The organism is Mycobacterium sp. IS-1264 (genome assembly GCF_001954195.1).
Taxonomy (GTDB): Bacteria; Actinomycetota; Actinomycetes; order Mycobacteriales; family Mycobacteriaceae; genus Mycobacterium.
Window position 1 is genome coordinate 90543 of record NZ_MBES01000016.1, and the last position, 20836, is coordinate 111378.

Genomic DNA, 20836 nt, shown 5'->3' on the forward strand with positions numbered 1-20836 from the left:
CATGGCTTCAGTGACTTTCGAGGGCGCGACGCGGCGGTTTCCGGGCGCGGATCGGCCGGCCCTGGATGGCCTCGAGCTGGCCGTCGGCGACGGCGAGTTCGTCGTGCTGGTCGGACCATCCGGATGCGGAAAGACGACCTCGCTGCGGATGGTGGCGGGCCTGGAGACCCTGGACTCCGGGCGGATCCGGATCGGCGATCGCGACGTCACCCATGTCGATCCCAAGGATCGCGATGTCGCGATGGTTTTCCAGAATTACGCCCTCTACCCGCACATGACGGTTGCGCAGAACATGGGCTTTGCGCTGAAGATCTCCAAAACCCCCAAGGCCGAGATCCGCGAGCGGGTGTTGGCGGCGGCGAAACTGCTTGACCTGCAACCCTATCTGGATCGGAAACCCAAGGATCTTTCCGGTGGGCAGCGCCAGCGGGTGGCAATGGGGCGTGCGATCGTGCGCCGCCCCCAGGTGTTCCTGATGGACGAGCCGCTGTCCAATCTCGACGCGAAGCTGCGGGTGCAGACCCGCAATCAGATCGCCGCGCTGCAGCGACGGCTCGAGACCACTACCGTGTACGTCACCCACGACCAGGTCGAGGCCATGACCATGGGCGATCGCGTCGCGGTGCTGTGCGACGGCGTGCTGCAGCAGTTCGCCACGCCCCGTGAGCTTTACCGCAATCCCGGCAACGTCTTCGTTGCGGGATTCATCGGGTCACCGGCGATGAACCTGTTCACGCTTCCGGTCGTGGACTCGTCGGTGTCGCTGGGGGATTGGCCGATTCGGCTACCGCGCGAGATCACCGACGCCGCGGACGAGGTCGTCGTCGGGGTTCGTCCCGAACACTTCGAGCTGGGCAACCTTGGTGTCGAGATGGAGGTCGACGTGGTTGAGGAGCTCGGGGCCGACGCCTACCTGTATGGCCGAATCACGGGTTCGGGCAAGGTAATCGACCGGCCCATCGTGGCGCGCGCCGACGGGCGTCACCCGCCCGAGAAGGGTAGCCGCGTGCGCCTGCATCCGGAACCGGGGCACCTGCACTTCTTCGGCGTCGAAGGCCATCGAATCTCAGGTTGATGCCCGCGCAGAGTCACCGATCAATCGGTCAACGACGCCGGCCAAGCACGAAAAACCCGGGGCCGCAGCCAGGTCGGCCGCAACAAGCTGGCTGGCCTGCCGGTACCGCGGTTGATTAAGGACGGCGAGAATGTCGCGGCGTAGGGCACGCGGTGTGGGTCGTTCGCTTCTGATGCGCCGCCCGACGCCGGACCATGCAACGCGCGCGCCGACCTCAGGTTTGTCTTCCTTGCCGCCGGTGGCGACGATCGGCACGCCGTAGCGTAAGGCGTAGTGGACCCCTCCATAGCCGCCATTGGTCACGTACACCGCAGTGCGAGGGATCAATTCGTCGTACGGCAGGAACATCGCAGCGCGGGCGTTCGCCGGCAGCGGGGGCAGCGTGTCCAGCGGGCGACCACCCGTCGCGACTACGACGAGGACGTCATCGTCGGCAAGCGCGCGCATCGTCGGCGCGATGGCTTGCTCGTAGTCGGTGTTGGCGGCGGTGCCTTGGGTGACGTGGATGACGGGCCGGGTTGCGTCCAAGTCAGACCACCACTCCGGTAGCGGAGCGCGCGAGCCGGTGGCGCACAGCGGGCCGGCGAAGTGAAGGGTGGGGGGTGCATCGGACCGGGGGTACTCGAAAGAGGGAACGGAAAACTGGACGAAGCCGTCGGCGCGGCGGTGCCAACCCGTAAACCCGCCCGGCATGTCTTTGCCGTGCACCTCCCTGTGCAGGTCGTTGATTATCTGGTTGCCCCCACGCAGGATTCGGCGTTGCAGAATACCCAGCGCGAAGTTGCGCTGACGGTTGAGAAAACGGGCCGGCGGCAGGCCGAAGCCGAAGGGGGCGATGTCGCGGCTCTCGATGCACAGCGGAATGACGCCACAGATGACGACCGCTGGGCGCGCGGCACGCTGGTGGCCGAGCAAGAGCGCGGCCCCGAGAAAATTCTGCTCGGCGAGCACGACGTCGGCGGGTTGCGCCGCAATGGCGGCGACGACGGTGCCGTATTGCGCCTTGGCGGGTCGGCAAAAGAAGTGTTCGATATCGAAGCCGATCGATTTGACGCCCTTCAATCGGGCGCGCTCGGGGAAGCGCTCGAAGAGGTTCCGGTCGTCGAAGTCGGCCTCTGGGGGCAGCGGCACATGGCGCGCACCCGTGGCGGCGACCTTGTCGGCGAAGCGTGAGCCCGTAACGAATCGCACGTCGTCGCCGCGCTTGACGAAGTTCTCGGCGACGGTCAGCAATGGCGTCACATGCCCGTGCGCCGGGATGCTGGCGATGATGACGGAGGACATGGCACCGCCCTTCTTCGGCTACAACCTGGTAGTATTCATTACTATGTCACCCAAGTCAATACAGCAGCCCCGTGTGTATCGATCTGAGCTGCGTCAACAGCAGGCGCAGGCGACGCGGTCGCGGGTCGTTGCGGCCGCGGCGCAGCTGTTTACCACCGACGGTTACGCGCGAACGACCCTCGCGAAAATCGCCGCGGCGGCCGGTGTGTCGGCCGAAACCGTTCAGGCACACGGACCGAAGGCCGCCCTGCTGATCGCCGCCGTCGAGTACGCCGGACTAGGCGTGAGTGGCGAGGAAAGCATCTTCGATCTCGATATCGGCCGCAAACTGCTGGCAAGTGATGACCGCGAGGAAACGCTGGATCTCATAGTCGCTTTCGCAACGGAAACACACGAACGGAGCGCACACCTGGGTCTGGCGCTCATCGGCGGTGCGAGCACCGACCCCGAGTTGGATCGGCACCTCAACGACCTCATTGCGAGCATCAACCTGCAGATCCGGCGGGTACTGGACGTGTGCCGTGACCGCGGATGGCTTCGGGTCGACATTCCGTTCGACGAAATCGTCGAAACGGGCGCGGTGCTCTGCAGCGTTGACACCTATCTGCGGATGACCCACCACGACGGATGGAGCGTGAAAGCCTACCGGGGATGGCTTCGCCGCATGCTGGCCGAAACCGTTTTCAGTTCGCCACAAGCAACTTGACGGTCAGTTCTGGCGCGCCGTAATGATGTTTGGCCGCAAGGCTTTCTAATATTGCCGCGTGGATCGCTACGGACCCGATGTTCTCGCCGCTCGCCGGCGCAAGCCTCGCTCGACCGAGCACCCGGCCGAGCTGGGGCTGGTCGTTGAGGATGTAGAGACCGGCTATGTCGGGGCAGTGGTCCGCGTCGAATACGGCCGCCTCGAGCTGGAGGACCGGCACGGCCACACCCGCGGATTCCCGTTGGGCCCCGGGTATCTACTCGAAGGCCGCCCGGTGATCCTCACGGCGCCACGGCGGCCGACACCCACCGCCGCGGGTAGGACGGCGTCGGGATCGGTCGCGGTGCCCGGCGTCCGGGCCCGGACCGCGCGCGCCAGCCGGATCTACGTTGAGGGGCGCCACGACGCCGAACTCATCGCACAGGTGTGGGGCGAGGACTTGCGGATCGAAGGTGTCGTCGTGGAACACCTCGGCGGGGTGGATGACCTGGTGAGCATCGTGACCGAATTCGAGCCCGGGCCGGGACGCCGGCTGGGCGTACTCGTCGACCACCTCGTGGCGGGCTCGAAAGAGGCGCGCATCGCCGACGCGGTGCGCCGTGGGCCCGGCGGCTCGCACACGCTGGTCGTCGGGCACCCCTACGTCGACATATGGCAGGCGGTAAAGCCGCAGCGGCTCGGCCTGCGGGCTTGGCCGACGGTGCCGCGGCACGTCGAGTGGAAGCACGGCGCATGCCAGGCGCTCGGCTTGCCGCATGCCAACCAGGCGGACATCGCCCGCGCGTGGCGACGCATCCGTTCGCGCGTGCGGGACTGGAACGACCTGGAGCCGGCGCTGATCAGCCGAGTCGAAGAACTCATCGACTTTGTGACGCAGCCTGCCGGGCCGTAACAGCCGGGTAAACCCCCCGCTTAACGGAGGCGGTTAGTTAGGCTACGCTAACTTGGGGCTCCCGATTGGCGGGACAGGAACCGGGTGAATGCAGGGGATATACGGCGTTTTCATAGGCACCTTCCTCATCGGCCTGCGTGAAGGTCTGGAGGCGACGCTCATCGTGAGCATCGTTGGGGCCTTCCTCAAGCGCAACGGTCAGTCGACGCGCCCGATGTTCATCGGTGTCGGCCTGGCCGTGGCGATCAGCGTCGCGGTTGGCGTCGGGTTGGATCTGGTTTCGGCGACCCTGCCGCAGGCTCAACAAGAAATGATGGAAACGGTCATCAACGCCATCGCGGTGGTGTTCGTGACCTCGATGATCATCTGGATGAACCGCAACGCCCCGCGGCTCAAGGGCGAGCTCGAGCGTGAGGCCCGTCAGGCGCTCAACCGGGGCGGCGCGCTGGCGCTGGTGGTCATGGCCTTCCTCGCCGTGCTCAAGGAGGGCTTCGAGACATCGGTGTTCCTGCTGGCGGCCGCCGAGACGTCGCACGGCAACCGGTGGTTCTCCGTGCTGGGCGGCGCGGCCGGAATCGCGGTATCGATCGGGCTCGGCGTCGGCCTCTACTTCGGTGGTTTGAAACTCAATCTCGGCCGGTTCTTCCGCGTCACCGGGGTGTTTTTGGTATTGATCGCCGCCGGGTTGGTGATGGGGGGCCTGCGCACCGCGCACGAGGCCGGCTGGGTGACCATCGGCCAGCAACAGGTGTTCGACTTCTCGGCGTGGATGCCCAGCCAATCCATGCTGGGTGCGCTGATCACCGGGGTGTTCGGGCTGCCGCCCGATCCCCGGCTGATCGAGGTGCTCGGCTGGCTGCTCTATGCGGTCGCGGTCCTCGTCGCGTTCCTGTGGCCGGCCCGGCTCACCGCCGCGCCCCGAATCCGGCGTCGACTGTTGGCCGCCGCGTCCGCGGCCCTGTTCGTCGCCGCCGCGCTGCTGGCAATCGCGGTGCCCGCGGGTGGCTCCGCCGCCGGAACGCGGACCCGCGCCGTCACCGACCGTCTCGGTCACACCGCGAGCGTGTCGCTGCTGTCCAAACCCGGCGGCCGCTCGCTGGCAATTACGGGCGGGGACGGTCCCCGCAGCGTCGAACTCGGCGCGGCCGGTGTCCAGACCGTGGGCGGGGTCACGGTGCAGGCGTGGCAGGCGACGGTTCCCGCCGACCCCGGCCCCAGCTCCCCGACGGTCACGCTGGAGGAGTTGTCGAGTCTGACCGGTGGGCGGCTGCCCGTGGGCGTGACGCTGGCCCGCACCCCGGGCCCCTTCCAAGCGCAGTGGGCCGCCAGCACCGTGTATACGGCTCTGGCCCAAGGTGATTCGGTTGTGAGCGCCCAAGCCGCCAGCAATCGCACCGCGGTGCTCACCGGCGGCGGGCTCGCCGGCCCGAAGACCGTGAGCGTCGGCGCATTGCCCACCGATTGGTCCACGGCGAGTGCCGAAGACCAGGCGATGGCGGCGCGCATCTCGGCCGCCGCGCGTGAGCGCGACGAGCGGCAACTCTGGAGAGTCTGGCTTCCGCTGGTGCTGGGCGTATTCGCGGTGGCGTGCGCCCTGGGCGCGGTAGTTTCGGGACGCAGTGACCGCGCCGGAACCGAAGGGGAGAGGAGATCCATCGATGGTGAATCACACCGTCCGGGCACGGTGCCGGTCTCGTGAATTCTGGCTGACCGCACCGGCTTTGCTCGCCGTCGCGGCCTCGCTGTTCTTCGCGACCGCGTGTGGCCACTCGAGCGGTAGCTCGAGCCCCGCGAAACCGGGGCAACCTGGCGGCAAGAACGCGGTCAAGGTGACGATGGCCAACAATGGCGGCAAGGACGGCTGTGCGCTGGACACCACCAGCGTGCCCGCCGGGCCGGTCACCTTCACGGTGGTCAACACCGGCGCGCCGGCGATCACCGAAATGGAGTTACTCAGGGACCAGCGCATCGTGGGCGAAAAGGAAAACCTCGCTCCCGGCCTGGATCCGGTGTCGTTCACCATCACGCTGGACGGCGGCTCCTATCAGCTGTATTGCCCCGGCGCCAGCGCCGAATATCAAACCCTGACGGTGACGGGCCAAGCGCCGGCGACACCGACGGGGACGGTGGCAACCATCCTCAGCCAGGGCACCAAGGACTACGCCGCCTACATCGTCAGCCAGATCGGTCAACTCGGCGACGGCGTGAAGGCACTCGACGCCGCAGTGCAATCGGGCAACGTCGATGCCGCGAAAGCGGCCTACGCCAAGGCGCGACTGTTCTGGGAGCGATCGGAAGCCAGCGTGGAGGGCTTCGTCCTGCCGGGCTTTGCCGTCGGCGACAACGCCGGCAACCTCGACTATCTGATCGACATGCGTGAGTCGACCCCCGTCGACGCCAAAGTCGGATGGAAGGGCTTCCACGCCATCGAACGCGACCTGTGGCAGGGCGGCGCGATCACCCCGGGCACAAAGGCGTTCAGCACCGAATTGGTCGCCAACGTAAGCAAATTGAACACCACCGTCGCCACCCTCCAATACAAGCCCGAGGATTTGGCCAACGGCGCCAGCGACCTCATCGAAGAGGTGCAGAACACCAAGATCACCGGCGAGGAGGAGGCCTTCAGCCACATCGACCTGGTCGATTTTTCGGGCAACGTCGAAGGCGCTCAACAGGCCTACGCGTCGCTGCGGCCGGGTCTGGAGAAGATCGACGCCAATCTGGTCAACCAGATCGATCAGCAGTTCCAGGCGGTGCGCAACGTCTTGGATGGCTATCGCGACCCGTCCGCGTTGGGCGGCTATCGGACGTACACACCGGCGCTGCGGGCCAGCGACGCAACCAAACTCACGGCGGTGACCCAGCCGCTGCACCAGAGCTTGTCCACCGTCGCCCAAAAAGTCGTCTCGGCGGGCTGACCATGGCGGACGACGAGCAAGCCGAATCCGCCTCCGCGGCGGGCAATGACGTCGAGTCGCCGGTGGACAACAGCGGCGTATCGCGCCGGCGCATGCTGGGCGGTGCAATGCTGGCCGGGCTTACCGGCACCGCGGTCGGCGCCGTCGGGGGCGGGTTCGCCGGCTACGCGACCGCGGCCACACAGCGCGACGACGACAACGACACCGTCGACCTGCGCCGCAGCTACCGCTTCTACGGCCAGACTCACCAAGGCGGAATCGCCACGCTCCCACAGCGTTACGCGGTTTTCATGTCCTTCTCGCTGGCCGACAGCGCCAGCCGTCGAGATCTACAAAGCCTGCTGGCGCGCTGGTCGGCGGCGGCCGCGGTCCTGCAGCAGGGCAATCCCGTCGGCACCGTGCAGCCCCAGGTCGAGGTGCAGCCGCCCACCGACACCGGGGAGGCCTACGGGCTGAGCCCGGCCAGCCTCACCGTCACCGTCGGTTTGGGGCCGTCCCTGTTCGGGGAACGCTTCGGGCTCGGCGCGCGGCGTCCCGCCGTGTTCACCGAACTGCCCCCGCTCAACGGCGACAACCTGGATCCCCGCCTGCATGGGGGCGACCTGTCGGTGCAAGCCTGCGCCGACGACCCGCAGGTCTGCTACCACGCCGTGCGCAACCTCGCCCGCCTCGGGCGCAACATCGTGTCGCCGTTCTGGGCGGTGCTGGGGTTCGGCCGAGCCTCGGCCGGCCCCGGCCAGCACACGCCCCGAAACCTGTTGGGATTCAAGGACGGTACCCGCAACATCACCACCCAGGCGGAGTACGACCGCTTCGTCTGGATCGACAACAGCGACCAGGCCTGGATGAACGGGGGCACCTATCAGGTCGTCCGCAAAATCCGGATGCTGATGGAGACCTGGGACGTCGACCGCGTCGGTAATCAGCAGAAGATCTTCGGCCGTACCAAAGAGGAGGGCGCGCCGCTCAGCGGCAAGGCCGAGTTCGACACGCCGAATTTCAGCGCCAAGGGCGCCGACGGCGAACCGCTCATCGACCCGCGGTCGCACATCGGTTTGGCCGCCCGGGAAAACAACGACGGCATCATGATCCGCCGGAGGTCCTACAACTACACCGACGGCCTCGACGCCAACGGTCAACTCAACGCCGGTTTGTTGTTCGTCTCCTATCAGAACGATCCACAGCATTTCGTCCGCCTGCAGAACCGTCTCGGGGCCAACGACCTACTCAACGAGTACATCCGCCACATCGGCTCGGCGATCTTCGCGGTGCCACCCGCACCCGCCGAGGGCCACTACATCGCCCAAAGTCTGTTCAGCTGAACAACATTCACGGCTGCAGCAGGAAGTCGACGACGATCGCAGCCATGTCGCCGATGGCATCGCGCCGCACGACTTCGAAACCGTGGGTGCTCAGCGTGGGCAGGCACAGCAGCCCCGCCCGCGGTGTCAGCCCGTTGGCCTTCGCGTGCGAGGCGTCCGACTCGAATGCGCCCAGCGCGGCCGCCTGGGGCGCCAGTTCCCGGTCGGCGGCGATCCTCATCAGCCGGTCGGCGACGTCCTTGTCGTAAACACACAAAGCATCGCTGTACCCGACGATCGGACCGCCGGCGACGCTCGTCCCGTACTCCCGCTCGGTAGGCCCGACCTCGAGGGCGAGTGTGAGGGTGCCGGGCAGTGACGCGCTGGCGTAGGAGCCGCCCACGCCACCGATCTCCTCGTTGGTGGTGAACACGAAATAGGCGTCGTGGGCGGGTCGTTGGCTGCGATCGCGAAGCAGGCGGGCGGCGCGCAGCAGGGCGGTGACCGCGGCGCGGTCGTCGAGGAAGTAGCAACCGACGTAGTCCCCGATCTTGACCAGCGTCCTCTTGCTTCGCTCCACGCACACGCGGGTGCCGGCGTGCACCCCCGCGGCATCCAGCTCATCGGGACTGCGCCCGGTGAAGATGTACACGTGCTGCCAGTCGAGTGCCTTGTCGCCTTGATCGGGTTTGGTCTCCCAGATCCGCGGGCTCTCCTTCGTGGTGTGCTCGGACCCGAGCGTCAGCACCGCGGTGAACGTCTCGTGGTCGCCGAGCACGGCGACCGGGCCAAGCCCGAAGTTGCCGGGATACATCGTCCCCAATTGCGTCACGTGCAGCGTGCCGTCGGACTCGATGCGCTTGACGATCATGGACAACTCGTCCATGTGCGCCATGACCCGCGTCGCGGCGGCCGGCCCCGCCGTCGCGGCGGTCCGGTGTGCCGCGCCTTCGGGGAGGCCCTCGGTGGCGCCGAGGTAGCCGACCAGGTTGCCGGCGTCGTCGATCCACATGTCGTCCACGACGGGTTGGAGTTCGCGGGCGCACACGTTGCGCACCGTGTCTTCCTGGCCGCACGGCCCGTACGTCCACAACAGCTCCTGCAACAGGCCGTCGGTGGACTGCTCGTGGTGTTCCATCCGGTTCCCCTCGTGTCACTGGCAACGGTATCGGCCACGGAAGCCCTTTGTCCCCGTCGTTGAGGACTAAAGCCTCACGCCCGGCACCTACTTCGGTCTATAGCGTCGCTCGTGACGAGAGGAGCACGAAATGTCCGCACCTGTGAAACCGCGCGGCATCGTCGTCGCGGTCGACGGTTCACCCGCATCGAACGCCGCCGCGTGCTGGGCGGCCCGTGACGCCGCGCTAAGGAATGTTTCCCTGACGTTGGTGCATGCGGTGGTGACGCCCACCGTGAGCTGGCCGCCGGTTCCATACCCCGAGTCGTTGGCCGTGGGGCTGGAGGACGAGGGCAAAAGGGCCGTCATGCACGCGGCCAAAATCGCCGAAGATTCGATGCCCGTGGACCGCAAGGTCACGATCAACCGGGAGTTGGTGTATTCGGCCCCGGTGCCCGCGCTGATCAAGATGTCCGATGAGGCGGAGCTGATCGTCGTGGGCAATTCCGGGCGCGGATTGCTGGCCCGCGGCGTGCTCGGCTCGGTCAGTTCGGCAGTGGTGCGCCACGCGAATTGTCCCGTCGCGGTCATCCGCGACGAAGATCAGTTGATACCCGACCCCCAGAACGCCCCCGTGCTGGTGGGCATCGACGGCTCGCCGGCCTCCGAACTCGCGACGGCGATCGCGTTCGACGAGGCGTCTCGCCGGGGCGTTGACCTGATGGCCCTGCAGGCATGGAGCGACGTTGCGGTGTTGGACGTCGCCGGAATGGATTGGGCGAGCGTGGAAGCCGAGGCGGAACGCAGCCTCGCCGAAAACCTGGCGGGCTGGCAGGAACGCTATCCCGACGTGGCGGTGCACCGGCTGGTGGTGCGCGACCGGCCGGCGCGACAACTCGTCGAGAAGTCGGAATCCGCTCAGCTTGTCGTAGTGGGTAGCCACGGCCGCGGCGGCTTGGCCGGCATGCTGGGTTCGGTCAGCAACGCAGTCCTGCACTCGGTTCGGAGGCCGTTGATCGTCGCCCGACCGTCGTGAGCGTCCATGCGCACAGCGCGGCAACGTCACGCCCGGCGCGCATGACCGTTCGGTCGGGACGGACGATGGCGGCGGTGGCATGCCCACGCCGCAGCCACGTCGCGAGCACACCGCCGGGTTGAGCGACCACGACGACGACCCCGCGCTGCCGCAGCGATGCTGCTAAGTCAGTGCCCGGCGGAGTGGACGTGATCACGGCGAAACCGGCACCAACGGCGTCGTCGAGCCGATGACCATCGGGCAGAACGGGATTCGGGCACAGCGTGCCGGCCAGCTCACCCGGCCGGTGGCCCTTGGGCACCAGGGCGGAAGAGTGCAATGCCGGCGTGGTGGAGTCGACGACCTTTTCGCGCAGCCCCGGGACCAGTCGCAGCCGGGGCAGCACCGCGCGGCGCACCAGGTTGCCCAGCCGACCGCCGCCGGTCATCGACCGGCCGACCGTGAGCGCCAGCCGAATCATGGCCCGGGCGTGCGGTTTACGCTCCTTTTCGTAGCTGTCCAGGACGTGCGCCGCGAGCGTGCCGTTCAAAACCCCGGCGATCTTCCAGGCGAGGTTCATGGCATCCCGCAACCCCGCGCCCATGCCCTGGCCGATGAATGGGGGAGTGAGATGCGCCGCGTCGCCCAGGATGAAGATGTTCCCGCGGCGCCACCGATCGGCGATTTGGGCGCGGAAGGTGTACTCGGTGACGCGCAGCAGGGTCAGGTCGCCGTCGTCGACGTCGGCGATCCACGGCGCGATCAGCGGCCGCAATGTCTCCAGAGTGCCGAAATCGTCGGCACTTTCGCCGGCCAGCAACTGGAACTCCCAGCGGTACCGCGCCGGCCCGATGCGCATGTACGTTCCCGCGCGAACCGGGTCGCAGACTTGATGCACGCCCTCCCACTGGTGTAGGTCGGCCGCGGCGGCGACGTCGGCGACGAGCCAGCGCTGTTCGAACTTCAAATCGTGCATGACCGAGCCGATCTGCGCCCGCACCATGCTGTTGGCGCCATCGCAGCCCAGCAGATACGCGGCGTCGACGTGGTGAACCTGCCCGTCGGAGCGGTCGGCGAACGTGACCCGCACGTACCTTCCGTTATCCGTCACCTCGGTCACCTCGGTGTTCCCCCGCAATTGCGCCTGCGGAAAGCGCTCGAGGTTTGCCCGCAGCAGGCCCTCCAACTCCGGCTGGTCGAACATGTTCGCCTGCGGGAAGCCATTGAGGCTGTCCGACGTGTCGCGGTTGAACTCGGCGAGCACCCGGAATCGATTGTCCAGCAATCGCAGCCCCAGCGTGGGTCGTGAAATCGCCGCGAACTCGTCAGCGATCCCCAAACGGGCGATGACGCGGTAGATTTCGTCATCGAGGTGCACGGCGCGGGGTTGCGGGTATACGCCGGGCCAGCGGTCCAGGACGAGGCATTCCACGCCGTATTGGGCCAGCAGCGTGGCCGCGGTGACGCCGGTCGGCCCGGCGCCGACTATGACAACCGGAACGTGCCGAATGGCCTTGTCGGTCACGCGAATCGAACAGCGCTGCGCTGCGTACCGAGGTCGATGGCGCCGTCGTCGGTGGACACGGACGCCTCCACGATGTCGCCGTGCCCCAGATATTTCGGGTTGGCGGCCTGACGTTTGAAAAACGCCTTCCACTTGATCGCCGGCGGCAACAGATTCCCGATGATCTCCACCGGCTTGGGCGGGGCGCTCAGCGCGGTGCCGACCGGGGTGCCAGTAAGGATAAGGTCGCCGGCGGCGAGCTCCTGGAATTGGGTGAGCGACTGCAGCGCCTGCAGCGGTCGATACAGCATGTCCCCGTCGACGAGGGCATTCTGCCGCTCCTCGCCGCTGACGCTCAGGCGCAGCCGCAGCTCGCCGAACCGGCTGAGCTCGTCGGCGGTCAGCAGCACCAACTCCGGCCCGACCGGGGTGAACGTCGGATAGGACTTGGCCTCATAGAACTGCGTCTGCGGAAGCTGTATGTCGCGCGCGGAAACATCGTTGGTGACGACCAGTCCGGCGATGAAGTCGGCGAGGTTGGCTTCGGAAATTGTTGTGCCGACCGGGATTGCGCGCCCGATCACCAGCCCGATCTCCACCTCGTAGTCGAGGAGCTTCACGTGTGCCGGTTTGACGATGTCGTCGAACGGACCGTTGATCGACGCCGACGCCTTGCGAAAGAAGGTCAGCGGAACCGTCGCCGGGTCCATGCCCGCATCCTTGACATGCGACGCAAAGTTGGTCATCTGGGCCACAACTCGGCACGGCCGGGTCACCGGGGAGATCAGCTCGAGGCTGTCGACGGCGACGGTGTCCGCGCTGGCGGCGGCCGCATCGATCGCCGCGCGGTCGGCCAGCAGCTGCGCGGTCGTGGTCGCGGCGGTGTCGATTTTCACCGCGCCGTTCGGTGTTTTGCGCCACCATGCATGGCCGGTTTCAGAAGCGGTGTGCAGGAGGGAGACGGTCATGAGGTGGCTACCTTCAGGAGTCCGAAGAGGCGGCTGACGTCGAACTCGTTGCTGTCGCGAAGCGCGGTGATCATCGAAACCAGTTCGTGGCGGGCCGATTTGAACCCGGTCCCGAGGAAGTCTCTACTTACCGGCGGCCCCCACTGTGCCAACCCGGACGCGGTGAAGGGCGCCCAACCCGGGTCGAGGGTGTTGTCGAACATGTCGCCGTCGGCGAAGTGCTCGACCAGGAAGCCATCGGGATCGCGCCAGTAGTCGAAGATCTGGCTGCCCTGAATGTGCCTGCCGATGCCCCAGGAGCGGAAATAGCCGCGCTCCCTGAGGTATTCGCCGCCGGCCGCCAGGGCGTCGAGGTCGCTGACTTGGTAGGCCGAGTGCACGTAGCGGTTGGCCGGACCCAGCGCAAGCGCCAGCGTGTGGTGATCTGCCGGTGCGGATCCCCGATCGCAGCGAATGAAGCTCAGGGCCGGTCCGCGTCCGCGCTGGCCGGGGAAGAACAGGAAGTCGCTGACGATCATCCCCAGGTTGTCCAGATACCAGTTCAGCGTCTGGAGGTACTTGGTCGACTGCACCACCAGATGGCCCAGGCGCTGCACTCGAGCGGGCGCACGTGGGGGGCGCTGACCGGCGTTGGTGCGCTGCACGTCATGCCCGAAGTTGAACACGTGCGGCGGCTGGCCGGCTAGCTCCGGCAGTTCGTGCATGCCGGCGACGACCCGCACCGGCATCCCACTGGGATCGATGAGGTTGACCGACAGGCCGCCGAGGGTTTCGGGCAGCGCCTGCGCGGTGGCGCCGGATTTGTGGGCCAGCCGCAGCACGTCGGCCTCATCGGCGGCCCGAAACGCCGCTCCGGTGAATCGCGTCCGCTCCCCGCGGCGCACGATCACACACGGTGCTCCGGCATCGGTGCCGCGCAGCTGAACCTCGTCCGGACCGTGGTGTACGGCGTGAAAGCCGAAGGCCCGCGCGAACGCCTCGGCGCGCGTCAGGTCGGGCTTCTCGAATTCCAGCCAGGCAATATCGGCGATTTTGATCACCGGGTTGCGCGAGCGGCCGGGGTGTTCGCCGGGTAATGCGCCCTGCTCACTGTGCAGGTCCCGGTGGGCGCTTTGCGTCTGCATGATTGACCATCCCTCTAACTGACGAAATCGTCACATACGAGTCAACGTTCAGTCAAGGGTTCTGACGAAATCCTCAAAAGTGATGCATACTGCTACCCATGAGCGCGATGCCCGACGATTCCGAGTCGCCCAATCGCCTAGAGCGGCGCAAGCAACGCACCAGGACGGCGCTGGTCAAGGCCGCGCAGCGGTTGATCGCCGAGGGACGGGTCAACGTCCCGGTCTTGGAGATCACCCAGGCCGCCGACGTCGGCATGGGTTCCTTCTACAACCATTTCGACAGCAAGGAGCAGCTGTTCGAGGCCGCGGTCGCCGACGTGCTCGACGCCCATGGGGCGATGCTCGACCGGCTCACCGCGTCGATCGACGACCCCGCCGAAACGTTTGCCGCCAGCTTCCGGCTGACCGGGCGGCTCTTCCGTCAGCGCCCTCAGGAGAGCGAGATCTTGCTGGCCAGCGTGCCGGCGCTGTTGTCGTCGGAACGCGGCCTGGCGCCGCGGGCGTTGCGGGACATCAAAGCCGGGGTCGAGGCGGGCAGGTTCCATATCGACGACCCCGAACTGGCCCTCGCCATGGCCGGCGGCGCTCTGCTCGGGCTCGGAAAGTTGTTGCGTGACGACCCGAGTCGTGACGACGCGCGGGCCGCCGACACGGTTACCGAGAATGTGCTGCGGCTCTTCGGGCTGAGCGCCGAGGAGGCGCACGACGTGTGCCAACGCCCGCTGCCCGAGGGCACATTCGCCGAGGCCTAGGTAGCGGAATCCACTGACCGCAGCCCGACTTTCGCGGGTCGAAGCGCGACCAGGGTGACTCCGACGGCGAAGATCAGCGCGGTCACCCACGGCAGATGCCCATCGGGGGCGAAACCCTTCGCCGCGACGAATGCCAAGCCATACGCTGCCATGGCGGCACCGGCCAGCATGACCGGTTCGCCCCATCGGTCGGAAAGCGGTATCCCGAACGTCGGGAGCGGCGCGGCGAAAAGCCGCCGGCCCCACCACAGCAGCACCAGCTCGGCGGCGGTCACCAGGCCGAGGATGACGACCCACTCCAGCCTGGCCAGCCACCAGTCCGCCGTTCCTTCGGGCGGCTGCGGCAACAGTCCGGCCGGATAGCCGACGACCGCGACGATCACGACGGGGATCATGTGCCACAGGTACAGCGCCATCACGTTGTTGTTGGCGATCGACAGCACGCGACGGACGGGGCCGGCGCGCAACGCTCGATTGAGCACGGGCGCAAGGGCCATCGCCACGCCTGTCTGTGCGCAGCCGAACGCGAGGAGCGCCACGGTGGGCGGCGTCGTATTGTCAATGGTTTGTCCGGGAACGCCGATCATGCTCACCGGGTAAAGTTTCAGCCAAATCAGAAGTGCCAGCGCGACCGCCGACCCGGCTCCGAGCGCCGCGGCGCCGCGAGTGCTCAATTGCCGGTCGTGCCAACTGATTCCGAGTTGGTACAGGGCTCCCCAAGCCAACAAGTAGTTCAGCCAGCCGACGTACGGCATGTGACCGCCGATCGATATCACGTCCACCGCCGCGATTCCCACCGCGAGCGCCGCAGGTACTCGAAGACCCCAACGGCGTTGTGCGGCAATGGCAATCGGCGTCAGCGAGACCACTATCACGTATACGGCGAGGAACCACAAATGCATGGCCACCGCCCAGCCGGCGTATTCCAGCAATGAGCCTGCGACGTGGTTGGCGTCCGCGACCACGACAATCGCCGACACCAGCGCGGCGTAGATCGCCGTCGGCCCCAGAACTCGAGCCAGCCGGTGGCGAAGCCAGATCGGGCGAGGCATACCGTCAGCGTCGTGGCGATGCGCCCAAGACACCGCGCCGGCGTAGCCGGCCGCCAGGAAGAACGTCGGGACCGCCTGGAACGGCCAGGTCAGCCACTGGGTCCACGGCATGTCGACGAGGGGGTTCTGCCGGCCGAACTGCCCGTCGCGGTAGGTCACCGATCCGGCCAGCCAGTGCCCGAGCACAATCAGGACGACGCCGGAGACCCGGTAGAAATCCACCGCCAGGTTGCGGGTGGGCCGCGCGGTGTTTGCGTGGTCCATCAGATCGCGGGAAGCTCGACGCGGTGCACAGCGCCACGGTACCCGGCCGAATGACAGGAGAACGTGTGGAACAGGCTCAGCTGGGCGACTTACAGGTCGGCCGTATCGGCTTGGGTGCGATGGGTATGTCCGCCGCCTATTCGATCGGTGGCTTTGACGACGCCGAGTCGATCCGGACCATTCACCGCGCCATCGATCTTGGCGTCACGCTGATCGACACCGCCGAGGTCTACGGCCCTTACGTCAACGAGGAACTCGTCGCACGCGGGCTGTCGGGCCGGCGAGATCAAGTTGTGCTGGCCACCAAGTTCGGCTTGATCTCGCACACGGGCCGCGACGGCCTGGACAGCAGCCCCGCCAATATCCGCATCGCCGTGGATGGTTCCCTGCAACGGCTGGGGACCGACCACATCGACCTGTACTACCAACACCGCCTCGATCGCGGCACGCCGATCGAAGACACGATCGGGGCATTGGCCGAGCTGGTGGCCGCCGGAAAGATCCGGCACATCGGGCTTTCCGAAGTCGGCGTGAACACCATCCGCCGAGCGCACGCCGTGCATCCCCTCACCGCCGTGCAATCCGAATACTCCCTTTGGACCCGTGACCCCGAGGAGGGGGTGCTCGACGTCCTGCGCGAACTGGGCATCGGATTCGTTGCGTACTCGCCGCTGGGCCGTGGGTTCCTCACCGGCGCGATCCGCTCCACGGAGGAGCTGCCCGACAGCGACTACCGCAAGACCAACCCCCGATTCTTCGACGAGAATTTCCAGCACAACCTCAACAGCGCCGACGAGTTGCGCGATATCAGCGCCGATGTCGGCGCCACTCCGGCTCAGGTCGCGTTGGCCTGGCTGCTCGCGAAAGGCCCTGACATCGTGCCCATCCCGGGCACTAAACGCGTGGCCCGCCTCGAGGAGAATGCCGCTGCGGACACGGTCGAGCTCACCCCCGAACAGGTGGCGAGGCTCGACCGGCTAACCCCGGCCGTCGGCGGTCATCACGCCGAGGCGCAGATGGGTTGGATCGACCGCTAGTGGGTGGCGACGAAGCGCGGACGTGCGAGTCATGTTGCGCCGCACCAGTTCTACCAAAGCGACGTTTTCGTTACGACATCAGAAAGGTATGGCAGTGGCGGACTCTCCCTCCAAACTGATCGACGCCAGAATCGAGGAACTCGGCGACTGGCGCGGCGAAACCCTCGCCCACATCAGAAAATTGATCAAGCAGGCCGATCCCGACGTGGTCGAGGAGTGGAAGTGGCGAGGCGTCCCGGTTTGGTATCACGACGGGATGATCTGCACCGGCGAGACGTACAAGAACGTCGTGAAGATGACCTTCGCCAAGGGCGCCTCGCTCCCGGATCCCGCGGGCCTCTTCAATTCCAGCCTCGACGGCAACACCCGCCGCGCCATCGACTTCCATGAGGGCGACCAGATCGACGACAAGGCGTTGACGGCACTCATCCGCGCGGCGGTAGACCTGAACAGCGCGTAGCCGGTCTGTACAGCCCCGCACCCGTGCTGTACAGTCGCTCAGCACCGATGCTCGATCGAGAGGCCTCTCCGCTGACTTCCGAGTCCGTCGAAGAATTTCGCAGCCGGGCCAGGGCCTGGCTGGCCGAGAACATGCCGCGCCTCGACCCGGGCGAGGCGGCGCTTCTCGAGCGCGACGAAGAGAAATCCTGGCAGCGCGCCCGTGAGCTGCAAAAGACCTTGTACGACGGCGGATTCGCCGGAATTTGCTTTCCCCGGGAGTATGGCGGGCTCGGACTGAGCTACCAATACAAGAAGGCATTCGACGCCGAGTCGGCGGCGTACGAGATCCCGATCCTGCTCAATGTGCCGTCGTTCGCCATTTGCTGCGCAACGATCCTCGACATGGGCAGCGAGGAACAGAAGCGCACGCACATTCACGCGGCGCTGCGAGGCGACGAGGTCCTCGTGCAGTTGCTGTCCGAACCCAGCGGCGGCTCGGACCTGGCCGGCGTCATCACCCGTGCCGAGCGGCGCGACGGCCGATGGGCCATCAACGGCGCCAAGACCTGGAGCACCTGGGCGTTCGCCGCCGACTACGCCCTGTGCCTGGCCCGAACCGATTGGGACGTACCCAAACACGACGGGCTCACGATGTTCCTGGTGCCGCTCAAACATCCTGGGATCACCATCAACCGCATCCGCCAGGTCAACGGATCGGTGGAATTCTGCGAGGAGTTTCTCGACGACGTCGATGTCGGCGACGACGCCGTCGTCGGGGAACCTGGCAAAGGCTGGGAGGTGGCGTCGCGCCAGCTTTACCACGAGCGCAGGACCATGGGCGACGGTTCGGAGTACACCACCGGGCCGGGAATCGCTGAGGCCGAAGATGTTTCGATCGACCTGATCTCGTTGGTCGACAGGACTAATCAGGGGTATAGCGAGCGCGTCCGGGAGATGGTCGGCCGGGCCCTGGTCCATCGGGCTGTGCACGGTCAGCTCAGTGAGCACGTCTACCACGCCGTGGCCGATGGATCTTTGCCTGCGGCCGCCGGATCGATCATCAGGCTCTGCATGGCCGAGGTTCACAATGTCGAGACCGACACCGCCTACGCCGTCGCGGGTTCGTCGGGTGCGGTCCAGGACGAGGCTCAGCTGCTCGACGTCGGCCGGCGCTACCTGGGCCGTCAGATCGCCAGCATCGGCGGTGGCACCACCGAGATGGCGCGCAACGTGATCGGCGAGCGGGTCTTGAACTTTCCGCGCGAGTACGCAGCCGATCGCGGTGTCCCGTTCAAACAGGTGCGGCGGAGCAAAGCTTAGGAAGGCAAGCGACTGTGAGCGACCAACTTCGCGACATCCGAGAGTTGTCCAACGACGCCGATGCATACCGCGACGAGCTGTACCGCCGCTGGACCGGCCTGCTCAGCTACCGCTACATCGGGCGCAACCACTCGTCGATGAACCTCGGCGAGACCGATGACACCGTGACCATCCGCCGCGACATGCGCAATGAGTCCGGCGGCATCATGGTTGCGCCGCTAGCCATTTCGTCACCGGAGGGATGTCAGACCGACATGGTCGCGGTGCCCAACCCGGTCATCGCGTCGGTACAGATCATCGATCCCGGTTACGACGTGACGAGAATCGAGATCGTGGGCTCCGGCATCGTGCACCAGGGCCGGACCATGGGCTACGGGCGCTGCAAGATCGTCGACGCCGACAATCCAGACCGGGTGATCGCGTTCAACGAGGGCCAGGGGGCGATCATCGGCGTACCGCCCGAAGGCCTGGACAAGATGGATGTCTCGGGCACCGAGCTGGTCATCGAGGACTCGCCCGACCTACCGCCGCTATGGAAAGCCTTCGGCGCCAGCAGGCGCGACGACGGTCACTGGGTGTTGCCCGCGCTGAGCCCCGAACTCGCCTCACCGGATGCCGCCCTGCACATCGGACCCCAACACGTCGTACTCGAGACCGCGGCGACCGACCTCGCCGCCGACGCCGCCGGAACACGCAAGGTTCAGGTCATCAGCTGGCACGTCATGTTCATGTCGCGCGGCAAGGTCGGCCCGTTCCGTGTGCAGGGCACCGCACACGTCGGAGGGCCCGGCCGCATCGGCGTGCGGATGCTTCTGCACGACGAGGGTAACGCCGACAAGGCCGTCACCTCGGCCGCGGCGGTCTTCGACGTCGTCAGCTGATCCGGCCGGGCGGGGTAGTGTCCCAGCATGCACGGGTTCGGCTTCGCCACGCTGGCGTTGTTGACCGCCGTGGGCTTCGGTGGTCCACTGCTGGCGTCGCTGTCGCACTTGCGAATTCCGGTCGTCATCGGTGAGTTGATCGCGGGCCTCGTCCTGGGCAAGACCGGTTTCGGCGTCCTCAATTCCGCGAACCCGACGTTTCAGTTGTTCGCGAATATCGGCTTCGCACTGGTGATGTTCGTCGTGGGCACCCATGTTCCGATCCGCGACCCCGACATGCGCCCAGGGGTGCCGCGGGCGTTGGCGCGGGCGGCTCTGGTCGGCGCGGTCGCAGCGGCGCTCGGGGTGGGGATAGCGGTCGTGTTCGGCACAGGTCACGCAGCGCTGTATGCGGTTCTGATGGCTTCGTCATCAGCGGCGCTCGCCTTGCCGGCGATCGACTCACTGCGATTACAGGGGCCCCACGTGCTGTCCGTCACCGTGCAGATCGCGATCGCGGATGCCGCATGTATCGTGTTGCTGCCCTTGGTGATCGACGTCCGTCGAGCGCCAACGGCGGCGCTGGGTGGACTCGCCATCGCGGGGTGTGCGGTGCTGCTCTTTGTGCTGCTGCGCGCGGTCGACCGCCGGGGCTGGCGCACACGCATGCACGACTATTCCGAGAAATCTCGGTTCGCGCTGGAATTGCGGACCAACCTGGTCCTGCTTTTCGCGTTGGCGGCGCTGGCCGCCAGCACCCATGTGTCGATCATGCTCGCGGGTTTCGCGTTGGGGTTGGTGATCGCCTCGGTCGGCGAGCCGCATCGACTGGCGCGTCAGCTTTTCGGCATCACCGAGGGTTTCTTCAGCCCGCTGTTTTTCGTTTGGCTCGGCGCCTCGTTGCAGGTGCGCGAGCTGGGGGCGCACCCCAAACTGATCTTGCTGGGCGTAGGTCTGGGGTTGGGGGCCGTGCTCGCGCATTGCGCCGGAAGGCTGCTCGGCCAGCCGATGACACTCGCGGTGATGTCGGCCGCGCAGCTCGGCGTGCCGGTGGCCGCGGCAACCATCGGCACCGAGGAACACCTCCTGGTCGCCGGCGAAGCGTCGGCATTGATGTTCGGGGCGCTGCTCACGATCGCCTCCACCTCGATCGCCGGTGTGCTGGCGGCACGCCGGCAGAGCGACCTGCGGGCCTAAAGACCCTTC

General features: G+C 66.7%; 19 protein-coding genes. 13 read left to right on the forward strand and 6 right to left on the reverse strand.

Annotation, left to right across the window (positions count from 1 at the left end):
* The first annotated feature begins 1 nt into the window (after position 1).
* Positions 2–1075: a sn-glycerol-3-phosphate ABC transporter ATP-binding protein UgpC gene (gene ugpC / locus A5744_RS03960; protein ID WP_076058597.1), complete on the forward strand. Its 1074-nt coding sequence runs from the start codon at positions 2–4 to the stop codon at positions 1073–1075.
* Here ugpC and A5744_RS03965 read toward each other — a convergent pair.
* Positions 1067–2359, reverse strand: a complete 1293-nt coding sequence (locus tag A5744_RS03965; protein WP_076058598.1) for a nucleotide disphospho-sugar-binding domain-containing protein — start codon at positions 2357–2359, stop codon at positions 1067–1069. The genes ugpC and A5744_RS03965 overlap by 9 nt on opposite strands.
* Here A5744_RS03965 and A5744_RS03970 point away from each other — a divergent pair.
* The 5 genes from A5744_RS03970 (at position 2334) to efeB (ending at position 8197) form a co-directional block, all read left to right on the forward strand.
* Positions 2334–3065, forward strand: coding sequence for a TetR/AcrR family transcriptional regulator (locus A5744_RS03970; protein ID WP_139331228.1), 732 nt, complete (start codon positions 2334–2336; stop codon positions 3063–3065). The two genes, A5744_RS03965 and A5744_RS03970, sit on opposite strands and share 26 nt — an antisense overlap.
* A 58-nt stretch (positions 3066–3123) precedes the next feature.
* A complete protein-coding gene (locus A5744_RS03975; RefSeq protein WP_076058600.1) occupies positions 3124–3957 on the forward strand; it encodes a DUF3097 domain-containing protein in 834 nt (277 codons plus the stop codon).
* Between the two features lie 88 nt (positions 3958–4045).
* Complete coding sequence (gene efeU, locus A5744_RS03980; protein WP_076058602.1) at positions 4046–5656, forward strand: iron uptake transporter permease EfeU; 1611 nt, start codon at positions 4046–4048, stop codon at positions 5654–5656.
* Between the two features lie 43 nt (positions 5657–5699).
* Complete coding sequence (efeO, locus tag A5744_RS03985) at positions 5700–6875, forward strand: iron uptake system protein EfeO (protein WP_170874422.1); 1176 nt, start codon at positions 5700–5702, stop codon at positions 6873–6875.
* 2 nt (positions 6876–6877) lie between these two features.
* Entirely contained in the window at positions 6878–8197 is a 1320-nt protein-coding gene (gene efeB, locus A5744_RS03990; RefSeq protein WP_076058604.1) for an iron uptake transporter deferrochelatase/peroxidase subunit, read from the forward strand.
* Between the two features lie 7 nt (positions 8198–8204).
* On the opposite strand, the gene A5744_RS03995 is transcribed toward efeB, so the two are convergent.
* Positions 8205–9314, reverse strand: coding sequence for a M20/M25/M40 family metallo-hydrolase (locus A5744_RS03995; protein ID WP_076058606.1), 1110 nt, complete (start codon positions 9312–9314; stop codon positions 8205–8207).
* Positions 9315–9444: 130 nt separating this feature from the next.
* Here A5744_RS03995 and A5744_RS04000 point away from each other — a divergent pair, with 130 nt between their 5' ends.
* Positions 9445–10329, forward strand: a complete 885-nt coding sequence (locus A5744_RS04000; RefSeq protein WP_076058607.1) for a universal stress protein — start codon at positions 9445–9447, stop codon at positions 10327–10329.
* On the opposite strand, the gene A5744_RS04005 is transcribed toward A5744_RS04000, so the two are convergent.
* The 3 genes from A5744_RS04005 to A5744_RS04015 are packed head-to-tail and all read right to left on the reverse strand — an operon-like array spanning position 10271 to position 13904.
* Complete coding sequence (locus A5744_RS04005; protein WP_076058609.1) at positions 10271–11833, reverse strand: bifunctional 3-(3-hydroxy-phenyl)propionate/3-hydroxycinnamic acid hydroxylase; 1563 nt, start codon at positions 11831–11833, stop codon at positions 10271–10273. The genes A5744_RS04000 and A5744_RS04005 overlap by 59 nt on opposite strands.
* Positions 11830–12780, reverse strand: coding sequence for a fumarylacetoacetate hydrolase family protein (locus A5744_RS04010; RefSeq protein ID WP_076058610.1), 951 nt, complete (start codon positions 12778–12780; stop codon positions 11830–11832). Before A5744_RS04010 ends, A5744_RS04005 begins: the two co-directional genes overlap by 4 nt.
* Positions 12777–13904, reverse strand: coding sequence for a VOC family protein (locus A5744_RS04015; RefSeq protein WP_076058612.1), 1128 nt, complete (start codon positions 13902–13904; stop codon positions 12777–12779). The genes A5744_RS04010 and A5744_RS04015 overlap by 4 nt, the downstream gene beginning before the upstream one ends.
* A 107-nt stretch (positions 13905–14011) precedes the next feature.
* On the opposite strand from A5744_RS04015, the gene A5744_RS04020 reads away from it, so the two are divergent.
* Positions 14012–14656 (forward strand): TetR/AcrR family transcriptional regulator, encoded by a 645-nt coding sequence (locus A5744_RS04020; RefSeq protein WP_139329453.1) that lies wholly within the window; start codon positions 14012–14014, stop codon positions 14654–14656.
* Here A5744_RS04020 and A5744_RS04025 read toward each other — a convergent pair.
* The gene (locus A5744_RS04025) at positions 14653–15972 is read right to left on the reverse strand and encodes an acyltransferase (RefSeq protein ID WP_076058615.1); all 1320 of its coding nucleotides are present in this window, start codon (positions 15970–15972) and stop codon (positions 14653–14655) included. The two genes, A5744_RS04020 and A5744_RS04025, sit on opposite strands and share 4 nt — an antisense overlap.
* Positions 15973–16037: 65 nt before the next feature.
* Between A5744_RS04025 and A5744_RS04030 the strand changes: the two genes are divergently transcribed.
* The 5 genes from A5744_RS04030 to A5744_RS04050 all read left to right on the forward strand — a co-directional run bounded on the left by A5744_RS04030 (position 16038) and on the right by A5744_RS04050 (position 20827).
* A complete protein-coding gene (locus A5744_RS04030; protein ID WP_076058617.1) occupies positions 16038–17009 on the forward strand; it encodes an aldo/keto reductase in 972 nt (323 codons plus the stop codon).
* Between the two features lie 88 nt (positions 17010–17097).
* The gene (locus A5744_RS04035) at positions 17098–17469 is read left to right on the forward strand and encodes a DUF1801 domain-containing protein (protein ID WP_205866283.1); all 372 of its coding nucleotides are present in this window, start codon (positions 17098–17100) and stop codon (positions 17467–17469) included.
* A gap of 71 nt (positions 17470–17540) precedes the next feature.
* Positions 17541–18770 carry an acyl-CoA dehydrogenase family protein gene (locus A5744_RS04040; RefSeq protein WP_076058733.1) on the forward strand — a complete coding sequence of 410 codons (1230 nt, stop codon included), beginning with the start codon at positions 17541–17543 and terminating at the stop codon, positions 18768–18770.
* 14 nt (positions 18771–18784) lie between these two features.
* A complete protein-coding gene (locus tag A5744_RS04045; protein WP_076058618.1) occupies positions 18785–19651 on the forward strand; it encodes a hypothetical protein in 867 nt (288 codons plus the stop codon).
* A 27-nt stretch (positions 19652–19678) separates the two neighbouring features.
* Positions 19679–20827: a cation:proton antiporter gene (locus tag A5744_RS04050; RefSeq protein ID WP_076058620.1), complete on the forward strand. Its 1149-nt coding sequence runs from the start codon at positions 19679–19681 to the stop codon at positions 20825–20827.
* The last annotated feature ends 9 nt before the right edge of the window (positions 20828–20836 follow it).